Source organism: Acinetobacter sp. QJM3NY_42 (assembly GCF_056173745.1).
In genome coordinates, this window is record NZ_CM149689.1 from 324,307 (window position 1) to 346,013 (window position 21,707).

The window sequence follows — 21,707 nt, forward strand, 5'->3', positions numbered from 1 at the left end:
ATTTCCTGAACTGCTAATAACCCGCATGACAGCCATACAGCCCCTCTATACTCTTGTTAACCCTATGCCACATGCATCGAAGGATGCACCCATTGGGATCTTTGACTCGGGAATTGGCGGGCTGTCAGTAGCCCAGGAAATAGCCCGGCATTTGCCCCATGAACAGATATTATATTATGCCGATACTGCTCATGTTCCCTATGGCCCGCGGAGTGATCAAAATATCCGTGAGCTGACTGCACAGGCGATTGAATGGCTTTACCGCCAAGGATGCAAAGCGGCAGTAGTGGCCTGTAATACTGCTTCAGCCTTCAGCTTGGATTACCTGCGTAAGCATTATGGGGAGTCTTTTCCGATTATTGGACTGGTGCCTGCCCTAAAACCCGCAGTATTACAAAGCAAAACAAAAGTCGTAGCTGTTCTGGCTACGCCGGCCACTTTTCGTGGAAACCTGATTAAAGACGTAATTGAACGTTTTGCCATGCCCACGGGAGTTAAAGTTTTACCCATTACCTGTCTGGAGCTGGTTCCGCTGGTTGAGCAGGGGCTACAGATGAGCCAGCAGTGTCTGAATACGCTTAAGAAAATTTTGCAGCCTGTAGTTGAGCAGGGAGCAGATCATCTGGTGTTGGGTTGTACCCATTATCCTTTTCTAAAGCCGGCTATCCAGGCCATATTCGGACAACAGCTTACTTTAGTTGATTCCGGACAGGCCGTGGCCCGACAAACAGCCCGTATCCTGATAAAAAATGAACTGCTTGGTGAGCAGACTTGTGAGTCTGAAACCCGGATTCAGTGTTATGTCAGTGGACACAATGCTGAGAATTTGAAACCTATCCTACAGCACTTAATTTCTCCTACATTGAGCTGGAGTGTTCAAAATCTGAAACTTTAAGAAAGATTGTTGAATTTTTGGTAATTTTTTTAAATTTTATTGGGGAAATTAGCACTCTTGCTATAGTTTAATAAAGTAAGCTGAGCGAAGATAACTATTATGAAAAAATGAGGACATGCCATGCTCGATAAGCGTTATCAAGTATTCATATCGACCTCGGGTAGTGATATGCAACCTGAGCGCATCGTCTTGGCACAAACTCTGGTAGGGATGGGTTTTTTTTCTTGGGGCCTCGAGCAACGCACACCTTTGACCACAGCATTTGCCCGCCGGCAGATTGATGATTGTGATTATGTCGTAATTTTACTGGGTAGCCAGTATGGTGAGCAGTCTGTCTCTGGCGTGGGATATATGCACCTTGAATATATCTATGCAGTAAGCAAGCAGAAACCGATTATTGTCTTTATGCACGAGCAGCCAGAAGCACGTGCAAAAGAATTGCATGACCAAAAACCAGAATTAAGGGAAAAATTTAAAGATTTTCGCAAACAGCTACAACAGGATATGGATCAGGTTTTCAGCTACCGAACTCTGCGTGATCTGGAAATGGCAGTGCGTCTGAATATGCCACAGATGCTTGAACGCTATCCCGTTGTAGGCTGGGTGCGTCCGCAAAATACTCAGCGTTTGCAGGATGAAATTGACCAGCTCAAAGAAAAAATTGCCCAGCTAGAAACTGAAATGGGGACACGTGAACATGACCCATTATTGGATTTGCCCAAAGTCGGCCCACGTGAGATTTACACTTTTGAGTACCGGTTGCATGCCTATCAGGATGGTAATTTTAAAGAACTAAAGTTGCAGCGTAAATTATCTTGGGCACAACTGCTGGCAGTTCTGGGCAATACCTTCAAATCTCCTACTCCGGAAGAATATTTTTCTAAATCTTTAAATGAGTATTTAAATGATACCGGTTTGTCGGAAGCACGCCTTGAAATGCCACGTGCTCATGCCGTTGCACGTTCACAGATTAATATCCGTGCCTTGCACAATATTAAATTACAGATGCGTCAAAATGGTTGGATTATGCCTAGCGGCCGTGATGACCGACAGCGCATGTTATGGAAACTTACTCCTAAAGGCCAAAAACTAATTGAAAATCAGCATACAGATTTTGATCGTATTTACCAATATGGATCTAGGTATTAATTAATTTTTAAGATATATAAAAAGCTGTTAAATTAACAAGATCATCGCTTTAGTCTACTTTGGAAAACCTGTTATGACGCCTGCTTCTAAAGCTAAAGTCACAATTATTCTGGCCAATCTGGGTACTCCAGATGCACCTACTGTTCCAGCAGTACGCCGTTTTCTTAAACAGTTTTTGTCTGATCAGCGTGTTATTGAGATTCCCAAACTGCTCTGGCAAGCCATCCTCAATCTTTTTGTGCTGCCATTTCGTCCCAAGCGCGTAGCAAAAGCCTATGCCCAGGTATGGAATCAGGATTCTCCTATGCGTGAAGTCCTGTTTAAACAAGTTGAACAGATGCAAAGCCGTCTTGGTAGCGTATATCCACAGTTTGAACTCAAAATCATACCTGCCATGACCTATGGTAACCCGGGTATTAATGAAGTTCTGGCTAAACTTCAGGCAGATCCACAAGATCATATACTTCTTTTTCCACTTTTCCCGCAATATTCGGCGACTTCTACCGCACCACTTTATGACGCAGTAGCCCGCTGGATACCCAAACAGCGTAATCTGCCGGGTCTGACTATTATCCGTGATTATTATCAGCATCCCTTATTTATCGAATCACTGGCAAATAGTGTACGTGAGTTTCAATCTGTATATGGACGTGCTGAAAAACTATTAATGTCATTTCATGGAATTCCACAGCCCTATGCCGATAAGGGCGACCCTTATGCAGAACGTTGCCGGATTACTGCACAGCGCTTAGCTGAAAGCCTAAATCTGCAGCCGCATGAATGGGCCTGTAGTTTCCAGTCACGTTTTGGTAAACAGGAATGGATTAAGCCCTATACTGATGAGCTACTTGCACAGTGGGGTCAAGAAGGTGTGAAATCAGTTCAGGTCATGAGTCCTGCATTTTCTGCCGATTGTCTGGAGACCTTGGAAGAGCTGGCTATGGAAAATGCTGAAACATTTAAGCATGCAGGTGGTGCAGAATATGCGTATATTCCGGCGCTGAATAATCGTGAAGACCATCTGGATTTGCTCACCAGTCTGGTTAAGGCTAATCTTGATACATTAACCCAAACCCTAGCCAACTAGAGCTATATAGCCAGAGGTATACCATGTTGCAAGTCAAAATTGTTCCAGTTACTGCGTTTGCCCAGAACTGTTCCATTGTTTGGGATGCAGAAACTAAAGAAGCCATATTGATTGATGCGGGTGGCGATGCCGAAAAGCTAAAGGCAGAGGTCGAGGCATTGGGCATAAATGTTAAAGCGCTATGGCTGACACACGGTCATCTTGATCATGCCGGTGCAGTAGGAGAGCTGGCCAATACGTGGGATGTGCCGGTAATTGGACCGCATAAGGAAGACCAGTTCTGGCTCGATATGATTCAAGAAGTTTCCGCACGTTATGGTTTTCCGATACCGCAGCCTGTTAAGGTAGACCAATGGCTGGAAGGGGGCGAAACACTTAAACTGGGTAAAAGTGAATTTGAGGTACGCTTCACACCCGGACATACACCAGGTCACGTAATTTTCTACAATGCACAGCATGGCCTGCTCTGGACGGGAGACGTGCTGTTTAAAGGTTCGATTGGACGAACTGATTTTCCAAGGGGTAACCATCGGCAACTTCTGGATTCAATCCAGCGGGAGTGTTTTACTTTACCAGATGATACACAGTTTATCTGTGGCCATGGTCCGATGAGTACAATTGGTTTTGAAAAACAACATAACCCATTTTTAGCGGGTAAAGCAGGTTAATCAAGCCAAGAAAGAAGTAAGCTTCTGCTCACTTCTTTCTAAATGGATTGGCAAGAATCTGTTTAGTTTCTAGGCCAATGAGAACTGCAACTGTAGCAAATAAGACTGCAATTAAAATAAGTGTTGTGTCTAAGGCATATATACCTAAACCAATAAAAAATATAGCCAGCAGTACAAAGATAAAAAATAGAATTTTAAGTAATTGATATAAAGACATAATAAGGAGATAAAGTAAATTTTCTAAAAGAGAAATTATGCATGTTATAACTTGAATTTAAATATATATTTGGTTTTATTAAGAAAAATATTGAATTAAAAAAGTAAATGTTTAATTTATAACCAGATGTTTAGAGTCTATTGAAATAACATAACTTTTTGTTTAAAAAGCTTAAAAGCATAGATTTTAGATATACAAAGTAGATACATTCTAAAAGTAAAATTAATTTTATGAAGCTTAGTTAAACCTTTATTCCAGCTTTATCGCTACTTTTTGAGTAAAATTTAGGGAAGAAAAAGTATATAAAACGCATATAAGTAACTTTTATAAAATATTTAATATAAGGAAACTTTATTATTATAAACTGGTTAAAGAATACAGTTTGAGCAATAGTATTAGCCAGTATTTATGACAATCAATCTATAAGAGATTTAGCTTTTATCATGCGCATCAGCTTTATTCAAATTATACTCAAACAATATTTAAATTTTTAGGTCAGTATATTATAAATCTAAAAAATATAATCAGTAGAGTGATAGAGGTTTTTGGCAGTGAAATAATTCAAAAAGCAGAATATTTATCACTACCTAAGCAAGTATTTAACTTGATTATTAAGGTAGTAACTATTTTTAAGCAGTATTTATAAAAGTAGTAGACTTATAAATATTGATAAAAATTTATTCGTTAATATCTGTTAGTTACTTTATAAACTTGCTGGAGCAACCTCATCCAAAATATTGAAACTAAAAGAACAGAATTATAAGGGCGTACTGTAGGGCAGCTTGGCTTATATTAGCAACTCGACTGGCTGTATGAGTTGATGCTTAGTCATCTTCAAAACTGGAATCCTGTCGGCTAGGCGAATCTTGTGTTGGTACACGGTATTCTTCATTGGCCCACGCACCTAAGTCAATCATTTTACATCGTTCTGAACAAAAAGGCCGGAATTCATTATTTTCCCATGTGGCAGGTTTGCCACAGCGTGGGCAAGGGAAGGTACGCTGCTGCATAATCAATATCCTTTCAGTAGAGAGCCTAGGTTTATTAGGCAAAGTAATCAGCTCTTGATAGACTTGTGTCAAATTCTCCATAGTTTGATGTGAATATGCCGATTCGTCAATTTCAAGCCCATCGTATGCATGCGCCACGTGATTTTTCAGCGCTTGATCAGCAGACACTTTGTGTTGAAATCGGGGCAGGTAAAGGAAAACACGCCTTATTATTTAGTGGTCAGTATCCTGAGCAGCGCTTGTTTGCCATTGAACGGACCCGGGAAAAATTTTTGGCCATGCAAAAGCAGCATCAGCTCGAAGGTCAACAAAATCTGACTCCTGTACATGCAGACGCTATTCCATGGATAGTTCATGCTCTGTATCCGGAGCAGGTTGAACAATTCTTTATTTTATATCCGAATCCTGAACCGCATAATCCGGCACAACGCTGGGTAAATATGCCATTTTTTGAATTTTTACTGTCGCGTCTCAAGCCGGAAGGTACGATCACACTGGCCAGCAATATTCCTGAGTATATTGAGGAAGCTGAGCAGCAGTTACAGCAACTTTGGCAGTTGTCCTATGAAAAAGAACAGATTAGACCAGAGTCAGCACGCACACATTTTGAAATCAAGTATCTCGAGCGTGGTGAATCATGCCAGCAATTGATAATTACCAAACATTGTGGTTATTCCACCCGTTTTGATGACTTTTTGCCATTACAGGGAAAAAGTGATGTCGGCTAAACGTATTGCAATTATAGGGGCAGGTCCGGCAGGGTTAATGGCGGCAGAAGTATTGAGCCGGTATGCCTATGAGATTCATGTATTTGAGCAGAAACCCTCAGCTGCGCGAAAATTTTTAATGGCGGGGAAAACCGGATTAAATATTTCTCATGCTGAGCCTCTTACTGAATTTATCCAGCGCTATGATCACCCTGAATGGCTGTATCCCTGGATACAGCGCTGGGATGCACACTGGATTCAGAACTGGATAGCTGAACTCGGTATAGCGTCCTATATTGGTTCTTCTGGCCGAATTTTTCCCGTAGAGATGAAAGCTGCGCCTCTGCTCCGTGCCTGGTTAACACGCTTGGACCAGCAAGGCATACACTTTCATTACCGTCATCAGTGTTTAGGTCTCAAGGCTAAACAGGTGCAACTTCTGGATTTAAAACAACCTGAGAATACGCCTTTTCAGCTGGAGTTTGACGCGATTATTTTGGCCTGTGGCGCGGTATCGTGGCCACAGCTAGGTAGCGATGGCAAGTGGCAGGCTTGGCTTGATAGAGAGCAAATTGAGCCTTTTCAACCTAGCAATGCAGGTGTGGTCAGAACGTGGTCCAGTTTTATGCAACCTTTATTGGGCCAGCCTTTAAAGCGGGTAGAAGCATGGGTAAGCCCTAAACACAGAGCTCAGGGTGATGTCGTAATTTCCCATTATGGTCTGGAAAGTGGCCTTATTTACAAGCACGGACCGGCCTTACGCAAGTTACAGCGGCAACAGCAGCCTGTAACTCTGTATCTGGATTTATTACCCGATGTAGATAACGAACAGTTAATAAAAAAATTACAGTCAGGAAAGCAGTCACTGAGTAATGTCTGGCGTAAGGCGGGCCTAGATGCAGCCAAAGCTGGTCTGATTCGTGAACTGGTCGATAAAACCTTATGGAAAGATCCTGTACAGCTCGCTTGGCAGGTCAAACATTTGAAAGTAGTCCTGGAGGGTTTCCGGCCGATTGAAGAAGCTATCAGTTGTGCTGGTGGTATAAAACAGAATGCCCTGACCGCAAGGCTGCAACTAAAATCAAAGCCACATGTGTTTTGCTGTGGTGAAATGCTAGACTGGGATGCGCCAACCGGGGGCTATTTACTGACAGCATGTTTTGCTACTGGTCGGGCTGCTGGTGAAGGCGTGCATACCTATCTGATGGAACAACAGAGTTCATAGTATGTACTGATAATAGAATTTATGATGGAGAACTAGAATGAGCCTAAAGGGAAGCTGTTTGTGTCAAGGGATTCGCTATGAAATTGAAACTGAGCTTGATGAAATTATTTATTGTCATTGCCAGAAATGCCGTAAAGCCAATGGTACAGCTTTTGCGACTAATGCACCAGTTCTTATCCAGCAGTTTAAATGGATACAGGGTGAGAACCTTTTAAAAAAATATCAGTCTTCATCAACGACCGAACGCTGTTTCTGTGGTGTGTGTGGCTCGCCAATTATCAGTATTAAGAGTGATACTCCTGATTTTTACCGTCTTAGAATGGGTACGTTAGATACGCCGATCCAGACGCGACCGGGGAAACATATTTTTGTTGGCTCTAAAGCAGAGTGGGAGACTATTTGTGATGAGTTACCACAATTTAATGAGCGACCAGAATAAAAAAGGACCATGAGGTCCTTTTTTTAATATTTACCTGGCTTGTAAAGCTTCGGCTTGAAACTGTACTTCATCCCAGCCATGCTGCATAAACTGCCGGATATTTTGATGATCTGTACCTTCAGGGGTTGCTAAGACTGCTGCATAGTGCTCAGCAAATAAAGCTAAGGTCTGTTCCTGACTTAGACTGTTGAGTTTGGCAAAACTCAAGACTTTGGCACTACCCTGATTTTCTGTCGCTGCATTATGCTGTGCGCCGTTACGAAAAGCAGTAGGGTTATGAATATAACGAGAGTCTATATAAGCGATGACATCTGTAAAATTTGCTTGGCCAGCTTGTAGCTGTTCAAGAAGTTCCTGGGCCATAAATCCTATTCCCTATAAAGAATTAAGCAACCTAGCATAGCGCTTTTATGAGTATTTTTCCTGATTTATGCAGAATTTAACGAGCTGTGTGTAGCCTCTCAAGGCGAATTTTTAATGAATATTTTTTGAGTTTGTGGATAAAATAGGGCTTATCCACATCAGCTATATATCATTATGAACTGGTTATTGGTTGCCTGCGGTGGGGCAATAGGTGCAAGCCTGCGTTATGGCATAACATTATCACTCAGCCAGACAGGCAGTTTATTTCCTTGGGCAACTTGGTGGATTAATCTGTTAGGTTGTTTTTGTGCAGGCATATTTTTTGCTATTAGCCAGAAATACGCAGTTCTACAACAGGAAACACGGCTTTTCCTGATGGTGGGTATACTGGGCGGCTTTACCACATTCTCAAGCTTTGGTCTGGAAACTTTTCAGTTGTTGCGACAGAATGAAATAGCAATGGGGCTTGCCTATAGTCTGTCGAGTTTAATCATGGGTGTGCTCTTACTGACAGCAGGATTCTATCTGTTCCAGTACTTATTGTGTAATCGATAATTAAAAAAAGAAGTCTAAGTGGAGGAGAGCAACGACTTAGACTTCAAATAAGAAGAATTCAATTTAAAAATTATTACTGCTTAATTGCTGCGTTTAAAACGTCCAAAACGTTTATTAAAGCTTGCAACACGGCCTTCGTTGCCGACCTGACGAACTTCACCTGTATAGAACGGATGAGAGGCACTCGAAATATCTAAGGTAACATATGGATAAGTTTTGCCTTCATATTCTTTAGTCTGCTTCGGCTTCATGGTACTACCAATGACAAAATATACATCAGCGTTAGTATCGTGAAATAATACCTCCTGATATTCAGGGTGGATATCTTTACGCATGGTAAACTCCATAGCTAAATGAAATGTTATAATATAACAATATATAGGGATTTTATAATTATTTTCAAGTCATCACCCTATTTAAATTACATATTCAAACAGGGCAATAGAACAATTTTAAAGTTTATCTTGTTGATCTGAGGCGACCAGTTCTTCAAATAAATCACTTAAATCATCATTTACTTTGAGCTGGATCAAATTCCAGTAATGCCCGGAGATTGTCCGGTTCACCATAAGAGTATCCGGTGAAGGCTTAAACAGGTCCCAGTATTTTAGCGACTTTTTCACCAGTAATACCCCGTCATGATGGGCAGAGTTTTCAGCAAAATCATACTGGGTGGTTAATGGTCTAAGTAACACATCTAGCCATTCTTCATACAGTTCTTTTGGAAATTTTCCTTTTTCTGAAAGTGCATTTAAAGTAATTAACTGGTCTTCAAGCGTATCAATATCATGTTGGCGTGCAGCATTGATCAAAGTTTTAAAGTGTTCAATAATTTCAGTATTTAAAGTCTTTACTCCGCCATAATCATAAACAATGACATGGCCATCTTCACGGAATGCAAAGTTACCCGGATGTGGGTCACAATGGAAACGTTTAAGATAGAAAATTTCTTGTCCTAGCGCGCGGACCAGGCGTCGGCCAAGTTGATTACGGACATCCTGCGGCCAGGTACTGGCAGTTTCTATGGATTCGCCCTGTTCCAGACTTAAAGTCAGTACTCGACGGGTAGAATATTGTGGATAGACACGTGGGATAATAATTTTTTCATCTAATGCTTCATGAAAGGTCTTAAACACAGTCAGGTTCTGTGCCTCAATTTCATAATTAAGTTCAGCATTTAGACTGTCTTGAATTTCTGCAAACAGCCGGTCCTGAAGTTTTTTATCGATTTTTAAAACACCCATCAGGCGTAAAGCCAGCCGAACCTGTTTTAAATCACTTTCACAGGCTTCATCCACACCTGGATATTGCACTTTGACTACGACCTGCTCGCCATTAGGTAATATTGCCTTATGTACCTGACCAATTGATGCTGCCGCAAAAGGTTCCCGATCAAAAGATGTAAACAGATTATCAATCGGTTGTCCCAGCTCTTTTTCTAGCTGTTTCTGTATGGCCGGAAAAGGCATGGGAGGAGCCTGACGCTGTAATTTTGAAATGGCCTTAGCCACCTCGGGCGGGAAAATATCTTTATATTGAGATGCAATTTGCCCGACTTTCATGACAGCGCCTTTCATCTCTCCCAAGGTATTGGCAATCTGAACTCCAATATCTTGAAACAGCTGGCTTCTGGCGGCCTGTTTTTGTTCTTCATCTGCCCGGATATTACGAATGGAGTTAGATACACTTCGGGTCGCAATACTGGCGGTCATGCCGGCAAGTTTCATAAAACGCCGGCCGGGCGAGCTTGCATTCTTAGCCATCGGTACTAGACCTCAATCATTAAAATAAAGTGAATGAATTATTTGATCATAGGGGACAATAGAAAAGTTGCCTAGTTGAAATTGTTCAGTTCCTGTAAGAACACATAACAGAAAAGAGCTGATCTTATTATTGTTTATAGATTCACTTTTTAGGTCTTAATTAAACACCTTTATAAAAACAGGCTATCTTTATTTTTAAAGTTTAAAAAACCAGCCGGTGTGGCTGGTTAAAGGCATGATGGAAATACGGTTAAGTAGAGGTACTTAATTTTAGTCGTTTATTATTCATATAAAGACGCAGCAGCAGCAGAACGCAGGCAACGCTCAAACCTACTATTAGTCCGGTCCAGACTCCAGCAGCTCCCATACGGGTAAAACGAGCAAGATAAATACCCACAGGGAAGGCAATTACCCAATAAGCCAGAAGAGTAATCCACATTGGGCCTTTAGTGTCTTGCATTCCACGCAGGCAACCTGCAGCACTGACCTGCCATGCATCCATCAGCTGATAGGCAATCGCAAACAGAATCAGATATAAGGCCATATGGGTAACAGCAAGATCCCGGGTGTAAACAGCGACAATCTCTGAGCGGAAAATCCACATAACCAGCATGGTCAATACTGCAAATACAGTCGCGGTAATTAAACCGAGGTGTTGTACCTTGCGCATGGCATGCCAGTTCTTTTCACCATAATACATGCCTACCCGGATAGTCAGTGCAATGGCCAGGGACATGGGAATCATAAATAGCTGCGAGGTCACGGAAATAGCAATCTGATGTGCGGCCACAACAGTTTCTCCCAGTGGGCTTAATATGATTGCTCCAGTACTGAAAATACTTACTTCAAAAAAAATAGCCAGACCAATCGGGAAACCCAGTTTCAAGATACGCTTGGCCCAGACCGGATTAAATTTTTCCCACTGGCTAAACACCTGGGTCTTGCGGTAAGCATGCCCCTTATAGATGTAGCCCGCTAGTGCAATCAACATCAACCATTGCAAGATAGAAGTGGCAAAGCCGCAACCGGCGCTACCTAAAGCAGGAATAGGACCCAAGCCGTACATAAAAATCATGTTTAAAGGCACCAAGACCAATAGAGCCAGCAGGCTGATTGCTGTGACTGGACGCGGATAACCTAATGCCTCCGAGTAACCTCTTAGGGCTGCATACTTGGTGACTGCTGGCATGCCAAAGCCAATGGCATGGAGAAACAGGCCAGCTTTGGGTTGCAGATTTTCAGGAACTCCAAATAGAGGCAGTAAAAATGGCATCAACTGTAACACCAGCATTGCCAGTATGCCCAGCATGAAAGCCATCCATAATGACTGGCGAGCAATGGTAGGAATATTATTAAAATCGCGTGCGCCGTTGGCCTCAGCCACCAAAGGAGTAGTCGCAATCATAATACCGCTAAACAGCAACATGATTGGAATCCATAAACCGACTCCTACTGCAATTGCTGCCAAGTCAGTAGGAGATAAATGACCTGCCATGATGGTATCGATCAGGCCAAGACCGGCCTGAGCAAACTGAGTAACCAGAATAGGCAACATCAACTGAAAGAGTTTCTTGATTTCAAAGCGTGTAGTGGTAGCAATAGACACTAATTTTACTCATATGGGATAAGCGGCAGACTAGCGTTGCAGTGTCAGTAATACACCTATGAAAATAACAATTGCACCCAGTAAACGCTGCCAGTTAATCGGATTTTTCTCTACGCCTAACCAGCCAAAATGGTCAAGTAACATTGACATGAGCAGTTGCCCGAAAATAACCAGTCCGGAGAGAATGAGAAAACCTATTTTGGGGGCAGTATAAATGCTCATGCTAATAGCATAAACCCCAATCAGTCCGCCTAACCATAAATACCATGGAATCTGGGCAAGTTCATTTAACTGAGGTTTGGGTGCAGACTGCAACATCACCATTACCGCCAGTACAATTGTTCCAATTAAAAAAGAAAAAAAAGCCGGCTGGAGTGGTGAATGCAAATACATACGCATCTGGGTATTTAATGCAGTTTGTATAGTCAGCATTACCCCGATGGCCAAAGTCAGGGGAAATAATAATAAAAGTTGACTCGATATTTTCATCATATTGAATTCATTATTTATTCTCGATGTTACAAAAGAGTGTAGGAGATTTTCATGTGAATTGCGTTAAGTACAATGATGCAGTCATGTTAAAATTGTAAGACGCTCCATCCTTCTCCGAGAAAAATTTTTGAGTAGCCTAGATCCTTCATGTATTCCACTTTCACTTTATATCCATATGCCTTGGTGTGTGCGAAAGTGTCCTTATTGTGACTTTAACTCACATGCTGTACCCGATGGAAAATTATCTCTGGAACTGGAACAGGAATATTTGCAAGCACTGGTGGAGGACTTTAAAACACAGCTCCACTTTGCACAGGGCCGCAAACTCCATAGCATATTTATTGGCGGTGGAACCCCGTCACTGATATCAGCTTCAGGTTATCAGTGGCTGTTTCAGCAGCTAAATGGTTTACTGCCTTTTGAAGAGCAATGTGAAATTACGCTGGAAGCCAATCCGGGAACAGTAGAACATGATCCTTTTGCCGGCTATCTTGCGGCTGGTATTAATCGCTTATCCATTGGAGTGCAGACGTTTAATGAGCAGCATCTGAAACAACTGGGACGGATTCATAGTGCTGAGAATGCTATAAATGCTATACATCAGGCACAAGAAGCCGGTTTTAAACGCATCAATATTGACTTGATGCATGGCCTGCCACAACAAACGCTAGAGCAGGCTCTAACAGATCTGCGCATGGCTGTTGAAAACGGAGCCACCCATATCAGCTGGTATCAGTTGACGATTGAGCCGAATACAGTATTTTTCCGGACTCAACCAGTATTGCCGGTAGAGAATGTACTAGAGCACATTCAGGAACAGGGTGAAGCATATCTTAAGGCACATGGATTCATACAGTATGAAATTTCGGCATGGCGTAAAGAAGAGCCTTCTGCACACAATATGAATTACTGGCAATTTGGAGATTACTTGGCAATCGGAGCAGGGGCACATGCTAAAGTCAGTCTGCAAGACGGAGTTTACCGTTTTCAGAAGACCCGCTTACCTAAAGATTATCTGGCCAAAATACCTGCTGAACACTTACAATTTAAAAAGATTGAGCCTGAAGACATGCCCTTTGAATTTATGATGAATGCCTTGCGTTTAAATGAAGGCGTGCCGGCCCAGTTCTATAAAGAAAGAACCGGCTATGAACTGGATAAAATACAGGCCAAGCTGGATTCATTACGGCAACGTCATTTGTTTTCAGAAAATACTGAACAACTCGCCTGTACAGCACATGGCCATCTTTTTTTAAACTCGGTGCTTGAAGAATTTTTATAAACAGATCAGGATACAGCGTATTCTTGTTCTAAAGACATGCAGGTTACAGGTAAATACATAATGTTAATTGCGCTCGGAACACTAATTTTTATCCATTTTTGTGCCCTGATCACGCCCGGACCAGATTTTTTTCTGGTTTCCCAAACTGCAATCAGTAAATCTCGGATGGAGACATTTGCTGTGGTGGTAGGTATCAGTGTAAGTGTCATGATCTGGTCATTATTGGCCTTGCTGGGTCTGAATATTTTATTTGAAAAAATGGCTTGGCTAAAACATGCCTTATTGGTCGCAGGTGGAATTTATCTATGCTGGTTAGGCTTTCAGATGCTGCGTTCAGCCTTTCGTAAAGAAGAAAATACCCAGCCTGTACAGATTTCCCTGCCTCAGAGCCCTTTGAGTTTTTTCCTCCGGGGATTATTGACCAATCTGTCTAATCCAAAAGCCATTATATATTTTGGTAGCGTATTTTCACTTTTTCTGGCCAATCCAGCTCTGGATCATGCACATGGGTGGTTACTCCTGCTGGTAACGGTCGAGACAGCAATCTGGTTTCTATTTGTAGCTTTTGTTTTCTCCCTGCCTTCCTTCAAGCGGGCATACCAGCGTGCTGCCAAATGGATTGACGGTATTTCGGGTGGTATTTTTACCTTATTTGGTAGTTATCTTATTTTAAATAAATAATTTTATTTATCAGTAACTACCATGCTGTCTTAAAATAAATTTTCATACCTGAAAAGTCCAGCTTATTGCCGGACTTTTTATTTTTATAAAAAATAAGAAGAGAAGTAGGGGGAAAAATAGAGGTTGTGAATGGTTGAGTAAAAATGCGTAAGCTTTTAAATCTTACAGGTAATTTTGGCCAATTTTTTTTACTTTCTACAATATTGCTTAACTGAAAGCTCTTTATTTAAGCCTGTTTTTTTACATAAATGCCTTCTAAGCTGAATGTGTACTTAACGAGCGAACAGGAAATCTCACCATAGCGGCAGATTTCCAGAATCACAATATTATTATAAGGAGAATGATGATGGCGACTTCAGATTATGACCGCGATCGTATTAAACATGCATCGGATGATGTAAAAAAAGATTTAAATGCTGATCCAATTACAGGTGAACCAGGTTCTCATCCAGTAGGAACAGGCTTAGGTGCAACAGGTGGTGCAGCCGCAGGCGCTGCGATTGGTAGTGCAGCTGGACCAGTGGGTACTGTAGTCGGCGGTGCAGTGGGTGCCGTCGTGGGCGGATTAGCTGGCCATGCAGCTGGTGAAGCAATGGACCCAACGGTTGAAGATGCTTACTGGCGTGAAAACAGTATAAATCAGCCTTACTACTCTGCCACACGAAATATTCATCCGGATCTGGATTATGACCGCGATTATCGTGGTGCATACCGAGTGGGCTATGAAAATCGTTCAGCTTATGGCCCAGATGCGCGTTTTGAAGATGCTGAGCCAGATTTGCGCACTAAATGGGAACAGACTAAAGCTGAATCACGCCTGTCTTGGGAAGAAGCAAAACATGCTTCACGTGATGCCTGGAACCGTATTCGCCATTAATCATATCATTCGGGAATTCAATATTTTTAATATATAATTCCTTGAAGAATAAAAAATCCCGGTCAGTAATGACCGGGATTTTTTTGGAATCTTGGTGGGTCGTCCGCGACTCGAACGCGGGACCAACGGATTAAAAGTCCGCTGCTCTACCAACTGAGCTAACGACCCATATATAAATCTTAAAGCTGATTTAGAAGCTGCTCTTTTTGAAAAGATATTCTAAAAAGATGGTGGGTCGTCCGCGACTCGAACGCGGGACCAACGGATTAAAAGTCCGCTGCTCTACCAACTGAGCTAACGACCCATCTGGGGTCTTAAGAAAATGGTGGGTCGTCCGCGACTCGAACGCGGGACCAACGGATTAAAAGTCCGCTGCTCTACCAACTGAGCTAACGACCCGTATTTTCTTGATGGAGCGTATTGTAGCAATTTATTTTTCCAGCACAAGCAAAAATTAAATTTTATTGCTTTAGTTGGTTAGAAATAAGTCGCCTGCTGTATTTTTATACGAATACGCTCTTTTTAGTCTATTTAGAAACGATACTGGTAGTCTTGAATACTTTGGTAAATCTCCATACTAATATCTTTATAGCCAGAGTTGCCTGGAAGTAAAACCAATAAACGATCGGTGGTCTTATCGGGATGAAACGCTTCTTCCTTCAACTTGTTTTTCTGGTATTTAAAAGTACCGGTAGTTTCTACTTTTTCCTGTACACGTAAAAATACCGGAACTGCGTAAGCAGGAAGATGTTTTTTAAACTCAACCACCATTGCAGTAAGGTCATGCTCATCAAGTGCTTCGCCAGCTGCCAAAGTAATAGCTGCCATTCCTGCACGACCATTAGTATGGGGAATTTCTACCCCATAGACGACTGCTTCAGCAATTTTAGGATATTCTGAAACGATATTCTCGACTTCAGTGGTGGAAACATTTTCACCTTTCCAGCGGAATGTATCTCCTAGTCGGTCTACAAACTGGGCATGGCGAAAGCCGATATGACGTACCAGGTCTCCAGTATTAAAATATTGGTCGCCCTGTTTAAAGACATTTTTTAAGATGACTGACTTGTTTTTTTCAGGGTCTGTATAGCCATCGAAAGGGGAGCGACGGGTAATTTTTCCAAGAAGTAAACCTACTTCTCCTTTTTTTACTTTCTTGCACCAGCCATGCTGATCACGTACCGGTTCATTCGTTTCTTTATCAAATTCAACGATTGCATAAGGAGTTGGAGAAAATCCAACTGTATTGTCGAAATTGAAAATATTACTAAAGCCGACATTTCCTTCGCTTGAAGCATAGAGTTCCAGAATTTCCTCTACGCCAAAACGTTGCTTAAATTTATCCCAAATATTTGGACGCATGCCGTTACCAATCATTTTTTTAACCCGGTGGCCTGTTTCCAGTTCAGTGGGTTCTGCATCCATCAGATAACGGCATAATTCGCCTACATAGCCAATGGCAGAGGCATTATATTTATGCACATCTTTCCAGAAGCTTGAAGTTGAATATTTGCGCCGTAGGGCCAGAGTGGCTGAGCCCGCAATCACACCACACCAGCATACAACAATGCCAGTCGCATGATAGAGCGGTAAGGTTACGTACATGACATCATTCGGTTTGAGATCAAGTACATGACCATAAGTGCCATAAGCCAGAGTCCAGCGGCTGTTGGTGAAAATCACAGCTTTTGGCAGGCCGGTTGTACCAGAGGTATAAATATAGAATAGACCATCTTTACCCTGTACGGATTGGGTAGTGGCTACATTGAATTTCGGAAAATTCTCAATTTTTTCTGCCAGATTTTGATAATGCTTTGGTGCTTTACCAACGTCTGCACGTGTTGCCTGATCGGCAAACCAGTAAAACCGGTCTTCTGGTAAGAGAATATCTTGACGAATGTCATCAATTGCACTGCGAACTTCCTCACCAACAATCAATGCAATCGGTTTAACCAGATTAATGCTATGCGTTAGCACTTTACCTGTTTGTGAAGTATTGACCAGAGCAATGGTCACTCCGATTTTGGCCAGTCCCAGTACAGTTGCGACCAGTTCAGAGCGGTTTTCCACCATGACAGCAATCACGTCACCTTTGCGCGCACCTATCGAGAGATAATAGTGTGCGATCTGGTTGGCCCATTCATTTAAGGCCAGATAAGTATATTTTTGATCTTCAAATAAGAGAGCATAACCACGCGGGTTACGTTTTACCGCTTTTTCAAAAGCTAGCCCCAGCCCCGCAGGGGTGTCAGGTGTACGGATATAAGCCTGTTTCAGACCAGTCAGAAGATGAGGTACTTTCGCTATAAACTGGGGTAATTTCGCAGCGACATCGGTAATACTGATGAGGTCGCTCTGTTGGGTTTGACTCATAACAATCCTATATTATTTTTTGATTAGTCCCGGTAAGGTCTGGGTCGACTAGGGTTCAGCTGAACTTAAACACAGCTTTAAGCTTCCCATGCAGCTATACAAGTGTTTTTTAATCTGTTCGGACTAGTGCATTCAACCTAATTCAACAAAATTATCAAAAAAAACCTAGCCACCGAAATGACTAGGTTTTTTTATTACGAGTAATTGTGCAAATTTACTCGGCTGTAGGTGTGGCCTTTTTCGGTGGACGGCCACGTGGGCGACGCGGACGGGCCGGTTTATCCTTATCGGCAGTAGTCGTCTTATCGTCTTCGGCAGTTTCTTCTACTGAAGCTTGTGCCGGTTGCTGATCAGCCGGCTGAGACTTTTCTACCTTGCTCGGTTTAGGTGCTTTCTTTTCTGCTGGTGCAGCTGGTTCGGCCGCTTGCTGAGCCTGTGCTTCTTCAACAATTGCACTTGGCGAGGCAGCAGCAGTTGCTTCAGACATAGCTGCAGCAGTCTGAATTGCCGGATCCTGTGCCTGAGTCTCAGCTACCACTTTGGCATGGTGAGATGCTGCATCTGCTGCGTCCTGCTCAGTACCGACTGAAGTTGTATCTGCTTGAGCATTTATTTCTAAATTTACATGCTCAGCAGGATTTTCCGCTACAGGATTTTCAGACTGTACAGCCGCAGGCTGCTCTTCTGCCTGAGATGCTGAAGCTTTACTCTGCTCTAATGCCTGCTCTGCAGCAAGTTTAGCCAGACGACGACGTTCACGCGGATCGTTTGCTACACGCGGTGTCGCATTCTGGGAAGGCGTCAGTGGTAAAACTGGCGCTGGTTCCTGTTCCTGAGCCGGTTTAGCCATAGGCGCGGCAGCATCACGGGTAACAGGCGTTTTTTCTACAGGTTCAGTGCGCTCTGTTGTAGTGGTTACTGAAAGGGTACTGATGTACTGTTCAGTAAATTTCAGCAAAGCACGATTGAATGTTGGCACCAGTCCGAACTGTTCAATCAGTACCGTACAGTCTTCACCATAAACATGACGGATCAGGCTACCTACAGTGTACTGCGCTAAGAGTGGCACTTGGGAAGGACTAAGCTTTGGTAGCACTTCCTGCTGTGGTTTCTGCTGTGAGCCACCTTGCTTGCGACGCATACGCGGATCATTACTGGCACGGCGTGGTTGCTCTTCAACTTTGGCTTTCGCTTTTGCTTCAGCCGGGGCTGGTTGAGCATTTACAGCTTCTTTCTTGGCTGGAGCAGCTGGCTCAGGTTTTACTTCAACCGGTGCCTCTTCTGCATTTACAGTTGACGCTATATCTGCAGAATTTAGCGTTATGATTTCACTTTGACCCTGATCAATATTGATTACCAATGCAGTAGCAAGAGCTTCATTGTTTGGGGTTTCAATGACATCAACTTTTACCTGGTTGCTATCTGTCACTGCAGCAGGCGCGGCAGCTGCCACAGGCTGCTCATTCAGCACACTTGGATCACGATAACGGTTCGGGCGCGGTGGGCGTTGCTGATTGCGGTCGCGGCGTGGTACAGGGTATGACTGCTCAGACTGCTGGCTTTCTACCTGATGTTCCTGCTGAGGTTGACGTTTCTGCTGTTGACGTTTCTGATCACGCTGTTCCTGACGTGATAACTGAACTACTTCCTCATGAACCTGAGTTGAAGTTTCAGATTGCTGCTCACGTGGTTCACGGTTTCTGTCACGATTATCGCGATCGCGACCATTACGTTTTTTGTTATGACGCTGCTGGCCTGAAGCTTTTTCTTCTCTTTCGAGTGGTTGTGCATCAGTTTTTGCAGCGCTATTACCTGCCGGTTGTGACAGATAAACATTATTGGCAGCAACTGGCGCAACTACCGTTTCTGGTTGTACTGCTACAGCAGTATTATTGATCTGGCCAAACTGGCCCCGGCTAACTGCACCTGTATTCACCATCTGTTCAATTGCAGCAGCGGCATTGTTGGCTGTACGCGAATGATCTACCGTGTGTGCCTGTTTTTGTACAAACAGGTTTTCCAGCCACGCACATGGACTGCTGCTAGTTGCAGTTTTTGCGGCAGGCACTTGAGCAGGTTGTTGCGGGGCAGCAGCCTGAGGCTGTGCTTTACGGTTTTGTGGTTTACCTGGCTTGTCAGCTGGGGCTGTCGTGTTCTGTCCAACCTGTTCAGCTTCTTCTAGATGCCAGTCAGCAGATTCATAACCCAGGTTTTTTTCACTCGAACGCGTAGCTTCAGTACGTTCATAGCTGGTCGGTGCAAAACCTTCAGGGTTATATGAAATTTCGTAATGTGGAGTTTCCAGGTGTGGATGTGGAAGTACAGTGACACGTGTATTTGAAGTTTGTTCCAGATAAACCAGGCTATGACGTTTTTCATTGAGCATGAAGGCCGCGATTTCTACTGGCACTTCAACCTGAACTTCACCTTGACGTTCATGTAGCGCAATTTCTTCAACTTTACGCATGATAGATAGCGACAGTGAACGCAAGTCACGTACCATACCTGTACCATGACAGCGTGGGCAGACATAGCCAGTCGCTTCTTCTAGAGAAGGGCGCAGACGCTGACGGCTCATTTCCATAAGACCAAAACGTGAGAGCTGGCCAAACTGGATGCGGGCGCGGTCACTCTGGGTAGCTTCACGTAACTTGGCTTCAACCATGCGCTGGTTACGGTCACGAGTCATGTCAATAAAATCGATCACGATCAGACCACCAATATCGCGAAGGCGTAATTGACGGGCAATTTCTTCAGCCGCTTCAAGGTTGGTCGAAAGTGCTGTTTCTTCTACATCATGACCACGCGTTGATTTTGCCGAGTTGATGTCAATTGAAACCAGCGCTTCAGTCTGGTCAATTACAATTGATCCACCTGAAGGCAGTTTTACTTCACGTTCATAAGCGGTCTGGATCTGGCTCTCAATACCGAAATGTGCAAACAGAGGCTCATTTAAAGTATAAGTTTTTAACTTGTCCAGCTGACGTGGCATGACTGCTTTGACAAAGTTATAAGCTTCATTGTAAGCCTGTTCTGAATCAATCAGGATCTCGGACACATCATCACGCAGATAATCACGGATTGCGCGTGTTACTACACCAGCTTCCTGATGTACCAGCATTGGAGAAGGGCCTGAATTAGCCGTACTCTGAATCTGGGTCCACAGGTCAAGCAAATGCTGTAAATCGGTTTGCAGCTCTTCCTGGCTGCGACCAATACCTGCCGTACGGACAATTACGCTCATGCCGCGGGGTACATCTAAAGAAGCCAGCATTTCCTTGAGTTCTTCACGGACTGCACCTGAAATTTGACGGCTGATACCACCACCTTTCGGATTATTCGGCATCAGAACCAGATAACGGCCAGCAAGAGAGATAAAGGTAGACAGTGCCGCGCCTTTATTGCCGCGTTCTTCCTTTTCTACCTGGACCAGAAGCTCGGTCCCTTCAGTAATTAGTTCACGGATGTTTGAAGTCTGGCGCGAATCAGCCTTGAAATAGGAATTTGCAATTTCACGCATCGACAAGAAACCTTGACGATTTGCTCCATATTCAACAAAGACTGCTTCAAGAGAAGGTTCTACACGGGTCACATGACCTTTATAGATATTAGATTTCTTTTGTTCACGGGTACGATTTTCGAGATCAAAATCGTATAGACGGTGACCAGTGACAAGTGCAACGCGTACTTCTTCAGCATGTGTTGCATTGATCAACATACGTTTCATGGGTGTAACACCTAATAGTGATCCACACCAACTTGTCGCAATACCGTTTCTGCGAACATCGAACATGACGGGATCAATGCTCAGATCTCAAAAAACAGATTGTGGTCTGAGCTTTTTTTACCGGCCTGCATAGGGCTGCGGTCTGATTCGCGTATTGATGTTGGCAATACTGCTTTAATCTTTTAAACGATCAAAGTTTCCTGTGCGTTTCACTGGCGGACAGGCGGTGCATTGGATGATAACTTTCACTGTCACAAAGCTTGAAGATCCCTTCTTTTTAAGAATCTTGATACGGAATAATCATCGTATCGGTGCGTTATGTGCAGATCCAATGCATCACGCTTTAGCCTGAAGACGACATCAGGAGGCGACTTGTCTGATGTGTATCAGTTTACGTTTAAAAGCCAACTTGTGCTGGCGACATATTTTTTTTAGACAAACTGATTTATGTGCACAGGCACAATTTAACGCAACAGTTTGTCAATTTACCGATATAATAAGCCTTCGGCGTCGGCATATTCTTTTAGGACCTTTCCGAGCTTGGGGTGAAATGCAAATTCTGGTTATTATTCAAAAATATTGAAGATAACC

The 21,707-nt window shown here is 43.1% G+C and carries 19 protein-coding genes and 3 tRNA genes; 11 read left to right on the plus strand and 11 right to left on the minus strand.

Going from position 1 to position 21,707, the window contains the following annotated elements:
* Positions 1-25 precede the first annotated feature (25 nt).
* The 4 genes from murI (at position 26) to AC0VYT_RS01480 (ending at position 3,799) form a co-directional block, all read left to right on the plus strand.
* Complete coding sequence (gene murI / locus AC0VYT_RS01465) at positions 26-895, plus strand: glutamate racemase (RefSeq protein WP_005016879.1); 870 nt, start codon at positions 26-28, stop codon at positions 893-895.
* 120 nt (positions 896-1,015) lie between these two features.
* Positions 1,016-2,044, plus strand: coding sequence for a DUF4062 domain-containing protein (locus AC0VYT_RS01470; RefSeq protein ID WP_005016874.1), 1,029 nt, complete (start codon positions 1,016-1,018; stop codon positions 2,042-2,044).
* 73 nt (positions 2,045-2,117) lie between these two features.
* On the plus strand, positions 2,118-3,131 hold the full coding sequence (gene hemH, locus AC0VYT_RS01475) for a ferrochelatase (RefSeq protein ID WP_005016868.1): 1,014 nt from the start codon (positions 2,118-2,120) through the stop codon (positions 3,129-3,131).
* 23 nt (positions 3,132-3,154) lie between these two features.
* Positions 3,155-3,799, plus strand: a complete 645-nt coding sequence (locus AC0VYT_RS01480; protein ID WP_005016867.1) for an MBL fold metallo-hydrolase — start codon at positions 3,155-3,157, stop codon at positions 3,797-3,799.
* A gap of 1,041 nt (positions 3,800-4,840) precedes the next feature.
* Here AC0VYT_RS01480 and AC0VYT_RS01485 read toward each other — a convergent pair.
* A complete protein-coding gene (locus AC0VYT_RS01485) occupies positions 4,841-5,026 on the minus strand; it encodes a DNA gyrase inhibitor YacG (protein WP_005016860.1) in 186 nt (61 codons plus the stop codon).
* An 89-nt stretch (positions 5,027-5,115) separates the two neighbouring features.
* Between AC0VYT_RS01485 and AC0VYT_RS01490 the strand changes: the two genes are divergently transcribed.
* The 3 genes from AC0VYT_RS01490 to AC0VYT_RS01500 are packed head-to-tail and all read left to right on the plus strand — an operon-like array spanning position 5,116 to position 7,397.
* A complete protein-coding gene (locus AC0VYT_RS01490; RefSeq protein WP_171053897.1) occupies positions 5,116-5,754 on the plus strand; it encodes a class I SAM-dependent methyltransferase in 639 nt (212 codons plus the stop codon).
* A complete protein-coding gene (locus tag AC0VYT_RS01495) occupies positions 5,744-6,958 on the plus strand; it encodes a TIGR03862 family flavoprotein (protein ID WP_005016858.1) in 1,215 nt (404 codons plus the stop codon). Before AC0VYT_RS01490 ends, AC0VYT_RS01495 begins: the two co-directional genes overlap by 11 nt.
* 37 nt (positions 6,959-6,995) lie before the next feature.
* Positions 6,996-7,397, plus strand: coding sequence for a GFA family protein (locus AC0VYT_RS01500; protein ID WP_005016856.1), 402 nt, complete (start codon positions 6,996-6,998; stop codon positions 7,395-7,397).
* Between the two features lie 30 nt (positions 7,398-7,427).
* Here AC0VYT_RS01500 and AC0VYT_RS01505 read toward each other — a convergent pair whose 3' ends face one another.
* Positions 7,428-7,760 carry a HopJ type III effector protein gene (locus AC0VYT_RS01505; protein WP_005016849.1) on the minus strand — a complete coding sequence of 111 codons (333 nt, stop codon included), beginning with the start codon at positions 7,758-7,760 and terminating at the stop codon, positions 7,428-7,430.
* Positions 7,761-7,934: 174 nt separating this feature from the next.
* Here AC0VYT_RS01505 and crcB point away from each other — a divergent pair, with 174 nt between their 5' ends.
* Positions 7,935-8,315, plus strand: coding sequence for a fluoride efflux transporter CrcB (crcB, locus tag AC0VYT_RS01510; RefSeq protein ID WP_005016848.1), 381 nt, complete (start codon positions 7,935-7,937; stop codon positions 8,313-8,315).
* A gap of 80 nt (positions 8,316-8,395) precedes the next feature.
* Here the strand turns inward: crcB and AC0VYT_RS01515 are convergent, their stop codons facing one another.
* The 4 genes from AC0VYT_RS01515 to AC0VYT_RS01530 all read right to left on the minus strand — a co-directional run bounded on the left by AC0VYT_RS01515 (position 8,396) and on the right by AC0VYT_RS01530 (position 12,176).
* On the minus strand, positions 8,396-8,650 hold the full coding sequence (locus tag AC0VYT_RS01515; RefSeq protein ID WP_005016847.1) for a type B 50S ribosomal protein L31: 255 nt from the start codon (positions 8,648-8,650) through the stop codon (positions 8,396-8,398).
* 117 nt (positions 8,651-8,767) lie between these two features.
* Complete coding sequence (locus AC0VYT_RS01520; RefSeq protein ID WP_005016846.1) at positions 8,768-10,078, minus strand: ABC1 kinase family protein; 1,311 nt, start codon at positions 10,076-10,078, stop codon at positions 8,768-8,770.
* A gap of 250 nt (positions 10,079-10,328) precedes the next feature.
* Positions 10,329-11,633 (minus strand): MATE family efflux transporter, encoded by a 1,305-nt coding sequence (locus tag AC0VYT_RS01525; RefSeq protein WP_476496674.1) that lies wholly within the window; start codon positions 11,631-11,633, stop codon positions 10,329-10,331.
* An 81-nt stretch (positions 11,634-11,714) separates the two neighbouring features.
* Entirely contained in the window at positions 11,715-12,176 is a 462-nt protein-coding gene (locus AC0VYT_RS01530) for a DMT family transporter (protein WP_005404552.1), read from the minus strand.
* A gap of 127 nt (positions 12,177-12,303) precedes the next feature.
* Here AC0VYT_RS01530 and hemW point away from each other — a divergent pair, with 127 nt between their 5' ends.
* The 3 genes from hemW to AC0VYT_RS01545 all read left to right on the plus strand — a co-directional run bounded on the left by hemW (position 12,304) and on the right by AC0VYT_RS01545 (position 15,016).
* Entirely contained in the window at positions 12,304-13,458 is a 1,155-nt protein-coding gene (hemW, locus tag AC0VYT_RS01535) for a radical SAM family heme chaperone HemW (protein ID WP_248130369.1), read from the plus strand.
* A gap of 60 nt (positions 13,459-13,518) precedes the next feature.
* Complete coding sequence (gene rhtC / locus AC0VYT_RS01540; RefSeq protein WP_005023184.1) at positions 13,519-14,139, plus strand: threonine export protein RhtC; 621 nt, start codon at positions 13,519-13,521, stop codon at positions 14,137-14,139.
* A 343-nt stretch (positions 14,140-14,482) separates the two neighbouring features.
* A complete protein-coding gene (locus tag AC0VYT_RS01545; RefSeq protein ID WP_392390378.1) occupies positions 14,483-15,016 on the plus strand; it encodes a glycine zipper domain-containing protein in 534 nt (177 codons plus the stop codon).
* Between the two features lie 92 nt (positions 15,017-15,108).
* On the opposite strand, the gene AC0VYT_RS01550 is transcribed toward AC0VYT_RS01545, so the two are convergent.
* The 5 genes from AC0VYT_RS01550 to AC0VYT_RS01570 all read right to left on the minus strand — a co-directional run bounded on the left by AC0VYT_RS01550 (position 15,109) and on the right by AC0VYT_RS01570 (position 21,116).
* Positions 15,109-15,184: transfer RNA gene (locus tag AC0VYT_RS01550), tRNA-Lys, on the minus strand.
* 60 nt (positions 15,185-15,244) lie between these two features.
* A tRNA-Lys gene (locus tag AC0VYT_RS01555) sits at positions 15,245-15,320 on the minus strand.
* Positions 15,321-15,339: 19 nt separating this feature from the next.
* Positions 15,340-15,415: transfer RNA gene (locus tag AC0VYT_RS01560), tRNA-Lys, on the minus strand.
* Positions 15,416-15,547: 132 nt separating this feature from the next.
* On the minus strand, positions 15,548-17,389 hold the full coding sequence (locus AC0VYT_RS01565; RefSeq protein WP_248130368.1) for a long-chain-acyl-CoA synthetase: 1,842 nt from the start codon (positions 17,387-17,389) through the stop codon (positions 15,548-15,550).
* Positions 17,390-17,603: 214 nt separating this feature from the next.
* Positions 17,604-21,116 carry an Rne/Rng family ribonuclease gene (locus AC0VYT_RS01570; protein WP_248130370.1) on the minus strand — a complete coding sequence of 1,171 codons (3,513 nt, stop codon included), beginning with the start codon at positions 21,114-21,116 and terminating at the stop codon, positions 17,604-17,606.
* Positions 21,117-21,707: the final 591 nt, after the last annotated feature.